8 protein-coding genes and 3 pseudogenes are annotated in these 10,000 nt (G+C 39.3%); 1 reads left to right on the top strand and 10 read right to left on the bottom strand.

Annotated elements, in window-relative coordinates:
• The 3 genes and pseudogenes from DW938_RS15175 to DW938_RS12010 all read right to left on the bottom strand — a co-directional run.
• A partial coding sequence (locus tag DW938_RS15175) for a glycoside hydrolase family 2 TIM barrel-domain containing protein (RefSeq protein WP_242992538.1) occupies nt 1-145 on the bottom strand: 145 nt, incomplete at its 3' end.
• Between the two features lie 84 nt (nt 146-229).
• Nucleotides 230-1,099 (bottom strand): annotated as a pseudogene (locus tag DW938_RS15170) (sugar-binding domain-containing protein); the annotation flags it as partial.
• Nucleotides 1,100-1,144: 45 nt separating this feature from the next.
• Nucleotides 1,145-1,438 (bottom strand): annotated as a pseudogene (locus tag DW938_RS12010) (MFS transporter); the annotation flags it as partial.
• 76 nt (nt 1,439-1,514) lie between these two features.
• Here DW938_RS12010 and DW938_RS12005 point away from each other — a divergent pair.
• Entirely contained in the window at nt 1,515-2,288 is a 774-nt protein-coding gene (locus DW938_RS12005; protein ID WP_242992536.1) for an AraC family transcriptional regulator, read from the top strand.
• Nucleotides 2,289-2,359: 71 nt separating this feature from the next.
• On the opposite strand, the gene DW938_RS15300 is transcribed toward DW938_RS12005, so the two are convergent.
• From DW938_RS15300 to DW938_RS11975, 7 genes and pseudogenes are all read right to left on the bottom strand, one after another.
• On the bottom strand, nt 2,360-2,488 hold the full coding sequence (locus tag DW938_RS15300; protein ID WP_278278298.1) for a hypothetical protein: 129 nt from the start codon (nt 2,486-2,488) through the stop codon (nt 2,360-2,362).
• 78 nt (nt 2,489-2,566) lie between these two features.
• Entirely contained in the window at nt 2,567-4,498 is a 1,932-nt protein-coding gene (locus tag DW938_RS12000; RefSeq protein ID WP_242992534.1) for an ATP-binding protein, read from the bottom strand.
• A gap of 21 nt (nt 4,499-4,519) precedes the next feature.
• Entirely contained in the window at nt 4,520-4,762 is a 243-nt protein-coding gene (locus DW938_RS11995) for a hypothetical protein (protein ID WP_181984446.1), read from the bottom strand.
• Nucleotides 4,763-5,107: 345 nt separating this feature from the next.
• A complete protein-coding gene (locus DW938_RS11990; protein ID WP_117878089.1) occupies nt 5,108-7,294 on the bottom strand; it encodes a DUF262 domain-containing protein in 2,187 nt (728 codons plus the stop codon).
• Nucleotide 7,295: 1 nt separating this feature from the next.
• Nucleotides 7,296-9,011, bottom strand: a complete 1,716-nt coding sequence (locus DW938_RS11985; RefSeq protein WP_117878087.1) for a DUF262 domain-containing protein — start codon at nt 9,009-9,011, stop codon at nt 7,296-7,298.
• 15 nt (nt 9,012-9,026) lie between these two features.
• Entirely contained in the window at nt 9,027-9,239 is a 213-nt protein-coding gene (locus DW938_RS11980; protein WP_117878085.1) for a helix-turn-helix transcriptional regulator, read from the bottom strand.
• A gap of 254 nt (nt 9,240-9,493) precedes the next feature.
• Nucleotides 9,494-9,892, bottom strand: a pseudogene (locus DW938_RS11975) (DDE-type integrase/transposase/recombinase); the annotation flags it as partial.
• Nucleotides 9,893-10,000 lie beyond the last annotated feature (108 nt).

Here is a 10,000-nt window from a genome sequence, read left to right as displayed (position 1 = left end):
TTTCTCGCTGCATAATTCTTGTTCGAATAAAATGTGTCAAGTGATATTGACAAAACCAAGCCTTTGTGATTGCTCTGCCTGTTTTCGCATCAAATTCGTGTCGATTGATACCCTTGAAAATAATACGTTTTCCATTCAGGCACATGATTCCTTTTTTCAGTTCAAATCGGCGGAATCCGACTTTGGTTTTGCTGACCTCGATTTCATTTCCGATTTCGTCTGTCAGAATCACTGTAAACGTGTAGAGATTCGGTATTTCGGCACTCCAAGGCTTGCTATTTTCAATTGTCCAGTTTACAGATTCCTTTTCATTGGATTCTGCGATGATCGTTCCATTTTCATCTGTCAGGATCGATTTCACAGAACACTTGCCCACAATATCCTGCGTTGCAGAGAAGATACCATTTGCACCATCATAATCTGAAATCACTTTCATATCACGAACATGGGCAGACGGTGCCGCATAAAGGAATACGTCACGGAAAATGCCGGAGAATCTCCAGAAATCCCGATCTTCCAGCCAGCTTGCAGAACTTCTTTTGAACACTGCGACAGCAAGTTTATTGTCCTTTTCACGGATATATGGTGTCAGTTCAAATTCAGACGGTGTAAAAGAATCCTCGCTGTAGCCGATAAATTCGCCGTTCAGCCAGACTTACATAGCAGTTTCCACACCCTGAAAAGAAATGAATACACGCTTGTTTTTCAGAGCATCGTTCAAGTCAAAATATCTGACGTAGCTGCCGACAGGGTTGTCCTTTTCAGAGATAAACGGCGGACGGAGATGTTCCTGTCCCTCCCAAGGATAAATGGTGTTGACATACTGCGGTTTGCCGTATCCCTGTAATTCCATGTGTCCCGGAACCTGAATGTTGTCAAAATTGTCAGTGCTGTCGCTTTCTTCATAGAACTTTTGCTCCCATTCAGACGGATTCTTTGCCCACGCAAATTTCCAGGTGCCGTTCAGATTCTGAATCAAAGAGGAATTGTCTGCATCGGCTTCCAAATGGTTTGCATAGATTTTGTGGTCGGAATGTGCTGCAATTCTGTTGACTGCAAACACTTCCGGATCGGTCAGCCAGTCGAGTGAATATTTCATATTATTCCCTCCATTTTAGTTTTGTGATTCCATCACAACTTCATTTTCGGATATTCCAAGTTTTTCTTTGGTTTCTTCTGTTTTTGTTTCACTGTCTGCAAGTTCCTCATCAGAAAGTTCCTTTACAGAAAGAGCGGAAATTGTATTTACAATAAGACCGATAACCGCATAAATAATTGCGACTGTTCTCCAGCCATTTGCACCACCGCCCATTGCTTCAACAAATTGGAATGTAACAGCTTGAATCAGGAGGCTTGTTCCAAATGCGAAGATAAAGCGATAAGAACCCATCTGAACTCTTTTCTTGCTGTTCTTTGTAACAAGCGCGGTCAGAGTTGCCTATTTAAACAACTCTACATCTACTGTAGTGGATAATACGAAACCTTTGATTGTAACAAGCTGTGGAAATTATCGTGTGAAAAATCGTTCTGAAGTAGTAACACATAGTCCGAAGGGAAGAAAAGATTATCAGCTTTTATATATTGCCTCCGGAAAAGGACATTTTTTCATTCATGGAGAAGAAAAAACGGTTTCAGCCGGAAATATTATTATATATTTGCCGGATCAACCACAGGAATATGTTTATTATCGTGCAGATCAAACCGATGTTTATTGGGTGCATTTTACTGGAAATGAAGTAGAAGAAATTTTAAAGTATTACAATATCAACCTGCAAAATAACATTCTCTATATTGGAACATCTCCCGATTATCAGTGGTTATTTGGTCAGATGATTCAGAAATTGCAGCTTTGCAGACCACGGTATGATGAATTGATTTCTTTGCAGCTGCGAAATATTTTTGTTTTGATAAGCCGTGCAATCATGAGTGCAAAGAAATTCAGCAGCACCAGTGAAAAAGAAGTTGCTTTTGCGATGCACTATTTTCGTAAAAATTACAACACAGAAATCAGCATTGAGGAGTACTCCGAATCCAGAGGACTTAGCAACTGTTGGTTTATTCAGTGCTTTAAAGAAATCACAGGATCCAGTCCGCTGCAATATATCTTAAAGCTGCGAATCTCCAACGCACAAAGTTTGTTAGAAAATACCGACTACACCTTTACTGAAATTGCAAATATGGTTGGATACACCAATTCGCTTTATTTCAGCAGACTGTTTCATAAATACATTGGTATGTCACCAAAAGAATATCGAAAAGTAAAACTCAAAGAAAATCTCAGGGAGTAAACAACAAAACTCGTTTGGTTTAGTTTTAGCCAAACGAGTTTTGTTGTTTTTTGATAAAAAATAAGGAATGGCTACATTACCAAACACGTCTGAATTGCAATCTCCTCAGCCTGCAGCTCGAAGAGATTTTCAAGCAGCCAAACCTTAGCGGTATCAGCATTTTTCATCGCAAGTGCATATTCAGAATCAGTAGCACGCATTTTGTTCCAGATCTTCCATAATCAGCAGAGAATATTTTGAAAAGGTACAGGAAAATCAGAATTAACTTCTTTGTTTTCCTAATCGTGTTTAATGTATTTAGTGATAGTATCGATCAATTCCTCCATGTTAATCGGCTTGGAAATATGGTCATTCATGCCTGAATCCAGGGATTCCTGAATATCATCTATAAAAGCATTTGCAGACAAAGCTATAATTGGAATCGTAACTGCATCGGACCGCTCTATACCCAAGGCTCGAATGGCTTTTGCTGCTTGGTGTCCATCCATGTTTGGCATCATAATATCCATCAAAATAAGATCGTATGTGCCTCGTGGATGATTTTTAAACAAATCCACAACTTCTTTTCCGTCTGATGCGCGTGTTACGGTCGTACCAGCATCTTCCAGTATCATCGTAGCAAGTTCAGCATTTAGATCATTATCCTCAGCCATAAGAACATGAATACCCGTCAAATCTCTATGTAGATGTTGTTTTTGTTCTGATTGAATAACCTGTTCTGACAACTCCAGTGGGATCTCCACTGTGAATGTAGAACCTACACCTTTTTTGCTTTCAACAGCGATCGAACCGCCCATCATATCCACATATTTTTTTGTGATGGCCATACCAAGACCGGTTCCTTTATATTGAGTTCTGGCATTAGCATCATCTTCTTGTGAAAACGGATCGAATAATTTTTTCTGGAACTCTTCGCTCATGCCAATACCGTTATCTCGAACAACATAACGAGTTATGATATGTTTCTCATCAGCTCCTGGGTAACTGCTGATATCCAAAGTAATCTTTCCGCCGTCCTTTGTGAATTTCACAGCATTGCCAAGAAGATTCACCAAAACTTCCCGGATACGCGCAACATCCGCAAGGACATATGGGTTCTTTGGGATTTCTCGATGTACTTCAAACTTAAGATCTCGATTATAAATAAGTCCATTCATAATCGCCTGGACGTTATCTGTCAATTGAGTAATGTCCACCGGCTCGGGCGAAATAGTAACTTTTCCACTTTCAATGCGAGTAAAATCCAGAACGTCATTCAACAAAGAGAGAAGATGATTCGAACTTTTTTGAACTTTCTCCAAGCTATCATGAATATCTGAAACCGTGTTCTGGTGAAGCGCAATGTTTGTAAATCCAATAATAGCATTCATCGGCGTTCTGATGTCATGGCTAATACTAAGCAAAAACGCAGATTTTGCTTTGTTGGCAGCATCTGCTTCCTCAGCGGCGGTCATTAATAATTGTTTTTGTTTTTGCTCTTCTGCCTTGCTTTTCTGATAAACATAATAGGTATATAGACAAATTAAAAGCAATACAGCTCCTGCGACTAAACCGCAGATGATGGAAATATGATTCGTCTCTTCAACCATTCCATAAGCTGATTGCATATCCATTTCAATGCAAAATGCGCCAATGATTTCTCCAGTCCCATCATGATTTGCTCTTACAGGATAGCAAGCCGTAAAAATCGGACCCCATGTTGTATCAATGATATCCTGAGAGTACACATTCTCCCCAGAAATAGCCCTATCAATATACGGAACCATTTCTTCCTCAATATAATCTCCAGGGTGTCTTACATCATCCGCATCCGAATCCAAACCGTCTACCACATAAACGAGTTTTCCTTCTTCATTTTTTGTAGCGGTGTAAATATATCGAGTAGAATTCAGTGTTCTGATTTCATTGAAATATGAAGAAATATCCTTATATAATTGCTTCTTTTCATCAGATTGATCTTTGATTTGATCAAAATCTTCTTTGCCGATTCTTCCATCCACTAGTTTGTGTACTGCATCTGCACTTGCTGTGTCACGTGTGATTTCTGTTTCAAGGGCGGTCTTAGTGTAAGAACTTTGCAGAATAAATGTGTACAACGCTATTACAAAAATCGTCAAAAGCCCCGCAATCACAAAGATACTGCCTGTATTCTTCAGCCTAAGGAGTTTTTTCAAATTAATTCCTTCTTTTATTTTCTTCATGCTGCTCATTCACATCCTCTAAATCCCAATTTATCGCTCATCCCTAACCTCTATAATTTCACCTACAAAAACAATATGTGGTTGCCAACCTCCATTGAAATCGGGATATACTTTTGGCATGGAAGCATAATACTCCTGAACTTCAGTTGTAATATCCTCTTTGGAAAATTGATGTTGATACAACTTTTTGTAAAGAGATGTTAATTTTGCCTCTTTATAGGTTAATCCCTGACCGATTTCAATAGGAGTCAGTCCTGCAGGATTGGTTGTCACCCTTTTTCATTTTCCCAAAAACATCCCAAAATGCCTGACATCTAATCCACTGCCTCAAATCATGACATCTAATCCGAGGTTACAAGCTGACACACATTTTCGCAGTAGATATGTTTCCATATAAAATAACCGTGCCTTTTCAGAGGTCAGGCATTACCTCCTAACTACCGAAAAGCCGGAAATACGCCACTTTTTAGCCTTTATTTATCTTTTCTTGACAGCAAGCAAACCGTCTCCACGTGCCCCGAGACACCACTATTGATGTCCTGCGTTAACGGGAACTTGTCGTTCATTTTTTGACGTTAATGGAAACATATCATTTACTGTCCCTTCTTGTAAAGCTACTCAGCTTAAATTAGCCTTGATATAGTTTTTGAGAAGTGTGATTCGATCTTCAGTATCAATTCCATCCTCATTCTGCGGAATGACTATGGTGTCTACAATCTCATCTCCAACGTTCTTTCTTCTCAAATATGAATTGTTTGTACAAATAATATGCTCATCTCCAAAGATCAACCTCTGTCCCATATTGTCCTTAGACAAGTGCACTTCTGAAGCAACCTTCAAATAAGGATAATATGAGTTCTGTGACAGCTGAGTCCTTGTCTGCATAACCAAGAACATATATGGATTTGCTGAAGCTGAATTGTTATGCATCTTTCCATATGCGCCTGGGCGGTATTCACGATACTTGATGTAGTAGTATCTGAATGGATACAGGTTGTTACTCTCGCACTCCTGTAAGTAATCATCTGCTATCTTCTTAAGTACCTCATTTGTGAATTCTTCATTGGTATCCAACAACGAAATCAGAATACTCTTTGTGTTATCAAATCCAGAATTCGCACTCTTATGGAATAAACCGTCCCATGCAAATTGATATGTCGATCCATACTGGTAACGCCACTTATTTCTCTCAACCTGTCCATAATCTCCTAATGCCATCATTGCACAGTCAATTCTATCAAGGCTGCACTTAAACAGAGATTCAAATCGCTTCGTGTATGCAAGGTTCTCAAGACCGACGATACTGATCTGTCCGTTAAGCAAGAAATGATCTTCCAGTTCAAACATGGTTTCTTGCATAGCTGGATTGGCATCGATAAATGTAATCTTCTCTTTTTCTTCTGAGAGCTGACTTACATTAAAGTTATTCTCGATTGAATCATCAATAGCACCATTGATGATGATAGCATCTGCTTCCGCCAAAATAGCTGGCATTCTATTTCTATCTGTTCTGTCTGAAACCTCATCCTCAGAATTCCGGATCAGGTTATTTACAATACGAATTCTTCTTCTGAAATCCGCCTCTGTAACCTTATCAACGTTCTGCAGATATGTAGTAATTGCATATAATAGCACAATTCTATTTAACGGGAACTGTCTGATACGGCCGGTTTTATCGGAATATGCATGTAAGCAATCCTCAAATATATTCAAGTTAAATCGGTTCTCAACAAGAATTTTACCACTCTCATGTTTGTTAGCCATGAAGGACTTCAAGAAGTCTGTCGGAGAATCATATCCAGGAATATTGCACCAGCAATCGAAGAAGCTCTCCATTGTTTCAATGTTCTTAATTGCATCAGGACACTTAGCTGAGAAGTATTGTTGCAAAAGATCAAACGCATCATTGCTTCTACCCAGTGGTGACTCATTCTGGCGATAGCAAATTACATCACAAATAAACTTGAAGTAACGCAGAAATTCATCATCGATAATATTATCGTCAGAAGAACCACTGCCGCTATTACGATATTCCCATAATAGGTCTGTCCAATCACGGTCAATCTTACCCATGATACGATTTGCTCTTTGTTCATCTATACTGCGAATTTCACGCTCAAGCTCTGCTTTGAAATGCTCAAATAAAGTAAGTGGCTTACCACGTGAATTCATTTTTATGTAGAGTTCATCAGTCAGTCCCATATCCTTAATAGGAAGGAAGTAGAATGTAACGCAGTTTTCTTTGAGCTTATCCCAGAGATCAGTAACATTCTTGAATTTGTCATCAATTGCATCAAGCATTACAAGCATTGAGCTAATTGTAGGATCATTCTCCCAATCGAGCGGGAACCATGCCTGGTTTACAATTTCCTTTGAGATTGCTGTTTTGAATTCAGGTTTATAATCTACCAGATCAATACAGAAATATCTCGCACTGTATCTGGTCTCATAGCTAAACTTCTTCAAAAACTCGTAATTCTCTTCCGATATGTTACCTTTTTTTGCTGCATACCAGTGAAGCAAAAATAATGTAGTCAGGCGCTGCTGGCCATCCAGCGGTGTCATATTTCCTTCATCATCTATATCGCCATAAACGAAATCGAGCGTAATTGGTTTCTCTGTTACTGCCTTATATAAAGACTCAAGAAATCTACCTCTTACGCGAGTTACATCAGATCCTTTTCTGCCCTGTGCATAATCTCTTTGGATAATTGGAATGATGATCTTTTTAAGCTGCACAGCCTCCGGGCCTTCTCCAAATGTTGTATCAAAAATGTCTATAAAGGAGTGAAGTGTAGTCGCCATATTATTCTTCCTCCTTTTCTAGAACGATTGGCTCTTCGAGATAATTTACCAGCACTGTATTCATTGCATCAACGTAAGCAACCCTATCTGCGTGTCCCCAGAAATGGAGCTGATTATCTGCGGACGGCGTGTAATATTTCAGGAACACCATTCTTGTACAGAATGGAATATACTGACCAGCCTTGTCCATTTTAATAATTTCATTTCTTTTTACGTCAAACGTCGAGTTATTCAACGCAGCATTGTCCGTCGAACTCAGCAGTGCCATATTAGCAATTGAATGCAAATACTCTGTATTACCCTTAACCGAAAGTAAGTCTACAACTCTCTGCTGAATTGCATCAAACTCCTGACGTTCCAGTTTATCCTTAGCAATAGCGCTATTCATGAGTTCAATCAATTCTTCAGAATCATCACTTACAGACTTTACAGACGGAATATGAAGTGTGAGCCACTCTTTCCACATTTCCTGTGTTCGTAAACCTTCTGACTGTTGCGCATGAATATGCTCCAGGCTCCAGGTCACTTTGCCACCTCTGCCAAATTTGTATTTATCAAATGGGAACCACTGAGAATGCTCACCATTTCTTCGGACTGATTCAACATTAAATAATAGAAGCAATGTGGCAATCTTTTTCTGATCTAATGGTTTCTCGTAACTTAAATCTGAGTAGTTACCCTTAATTTTTATGCTGTCTCGAATATAGCCATCAAGGGAGTCCCTAAAATCATCCTTAGTCTTATCCTTCGAAAGGTCGAAAATCTTCTGAAGTGTCAGTATTCCGGACGCAATAAGATAACCAATCTTATGATATAGTTCATGGTTTCCATGCCAATCCTTCAACACTAAGAACGTCTGCTGGATGCTCCGCCAGATGCTGTCTAATGACTTGGTCTGACGCATTTCATCAAATTTAAAGAATGTATAATACTTCTCCCTATTATCAGCTGGCTTTCCTGATATAAGATCCAACACGAGATCTATTCTTGTCTGATAGTCAGCATTTGCTTTATTCGTCAAGAAGTACCACAGAGAATTGTTGTGGAGTTCCTTCTCCATGTTATCCCACTGAAGAGATATCTCTTCTTGTTTTTCCTTATCGACATCTTCGTCAGTATCTTTGCTAAGAAACATAGCTTTTACCAGTTCTGCATTTGTAAGTGGTATCTTACCAATATTCAAACGTGTAAAGAGACCAATCGCGTCCTCAGCTTCTCCAACCTCATACCAGATAATTTTTACGATTTCATCAAAGTACTTATTTACATTTGTCAGAGTAGATTTTCTGTCCCTTGCAGAAAACCATTTCTTGATACTTTCATAAGCAGCACAAAGGAACCAGAAATCAATGTTTTCTTCCTTGCGGGATTCGTCGATTGATTTTAAGAACTCCTCAGACTTCTCTCTGGTTTCGTATGAAAGGGTAAATCTCGGCTCATCTATAAAGCCAAAACTCTCTTCATTCATAAAACGGTATATAAGATAGATAGTTGTTAGACGCTGCTGCCCATCAATCAATTCATATCTATCACCATTTTTTCTTACTACAACCGGCTGTAAACAGTAGTTGCGTTTGCCCTCAGTAGAATAAATATCATCGAGCAGACGAACTACTTCTGTTTCTCCCCAACGATAACCACGCTGGTAAGAAGGAACATAAAAGTCTCCTGTTATATCCCCGACAAGCTTTGTGTCGAGTTTAATCTCATTATTCATATAGCTACAATTCCTTTACTTGGTCTTTTTCACATAAGTAAGCTCAATGTCATAGCCGAGCTGTTCCATCATCTGGACAAATGTCTTATTCACAATCTTTTCTGGACTCTTGATAAGACGGTTCACATATGACGGAGATGTGCCTACCTTCTCAGCGAGTTCTGCTTGAGTGGTCTGTTCTTCTACGCACTTAACTTTTACATCTATTTCAATATTATTTCTAAGCATCTAACTCACCGTAGCACTTTCTGTACAACTAGATTTCACTATCAGTTCAATTTATTATACCACACGAATGTGAACATTTCATCATGGTACAACAAAAAAAGACAGCCAGATCATTTCGACTGACACGCCCCCTGTCAAGTAGACAGCGCAAAAAAAAACATTCCATGTATTGACCAAAAGCAGTCTGTGCAATTTGTGCTTGCCACAGCGACCGCCATCCGGTCAAGCAGCATACGTTTCATGGTATTCCATCGGGTCATACAATTCAGCTTGAGCTGGTAACGCCTTGTATTGTAGTACCTGATGTATTCTTCTATCGCCAAAATCAGTTCATCCTTATCTGTAAACTTGCGGAGATAGTACATCTCGGATTTAAGGATTCCCCACCAGCCTTCCATTGGATCATTATCAATGCATCTTCCGACACGTGACATACTCTGTATCATTCCAGCGTCAACAATTTTTTGATGAAAAACCCTGTTGGTGTATTGAAATCCTCGGTCACTGTGGAAGATTGGATGTGCGTCAGGATTCAGATGAACTGCTTCATCAAATGTGGGAAACACAAGATCGTTGTTGTTACTGTTGCCAATTTTGTAAGCTACGATACGCCTGTCATAAAGGTCGAGAATTGCGCTAAGATACAGCTTTTTCACGGTCATGCCAATATAGGTAAATAGCCGTCATTAACTGTCACACCTACTGTCATCAGTCCTCTTCAATAAAGTCAGATTTCAGTTTTAACCCCTTGATATACCTGC

It is taken from the genome of Ruminococcus sp. AM43-6 (assembly GCF_003461785.1).
GTDB classification, from domain to species: Bacteria; Bacillota; Clostridia; order Oscillospirales; family Ruminococcaceae; genus Hominimerdicola; species Hominimerdicola aceti.
The sequence above is the reverse complement of the archived record's forward strand: the minus strand, read 5'-3'. Positions and strand labels throughout refer to the sequence as shown.

Bases quoted from the DNA above. Each gene is read 5' to 3' on its own strand.
- DW938_RS15300 (WP_278278298.1), bottom strand. From the start codon at position 2,488: ATGCGTGCTACTGATTCTGAATATGCACTTGCGATGAAAAATGCTGAT.
- DW938_RS12000 (WP_242992534.1), bottom strand. From the start codon at position 4,498: ATGAGCAGCATGAAGAAAATAAAAGAAGGAATTAATTTGAAAAAACTC.
- DW938_RS11990 (WP_117878089.1), bottom strand. From the start codon at position 7,294: ATGGCGACTACACTTCACTCCTTTATAGACATTTTTGATACAACATTT.
- DW938_RS11985 (WP_117878087.1), bottom strand. From the start codon at position 9,011: ATGAATAATGAGATTAAACTCGACACAAAGCTTGTCGGGGATATAACA.
- DW938_RS11980 (WP_117878085.1), bottom strand. From the start codon at position 9,239: ATGCTTAGAAATAATATTGAAATAGATGTAAAAGTTAAGTGCGTAGAA.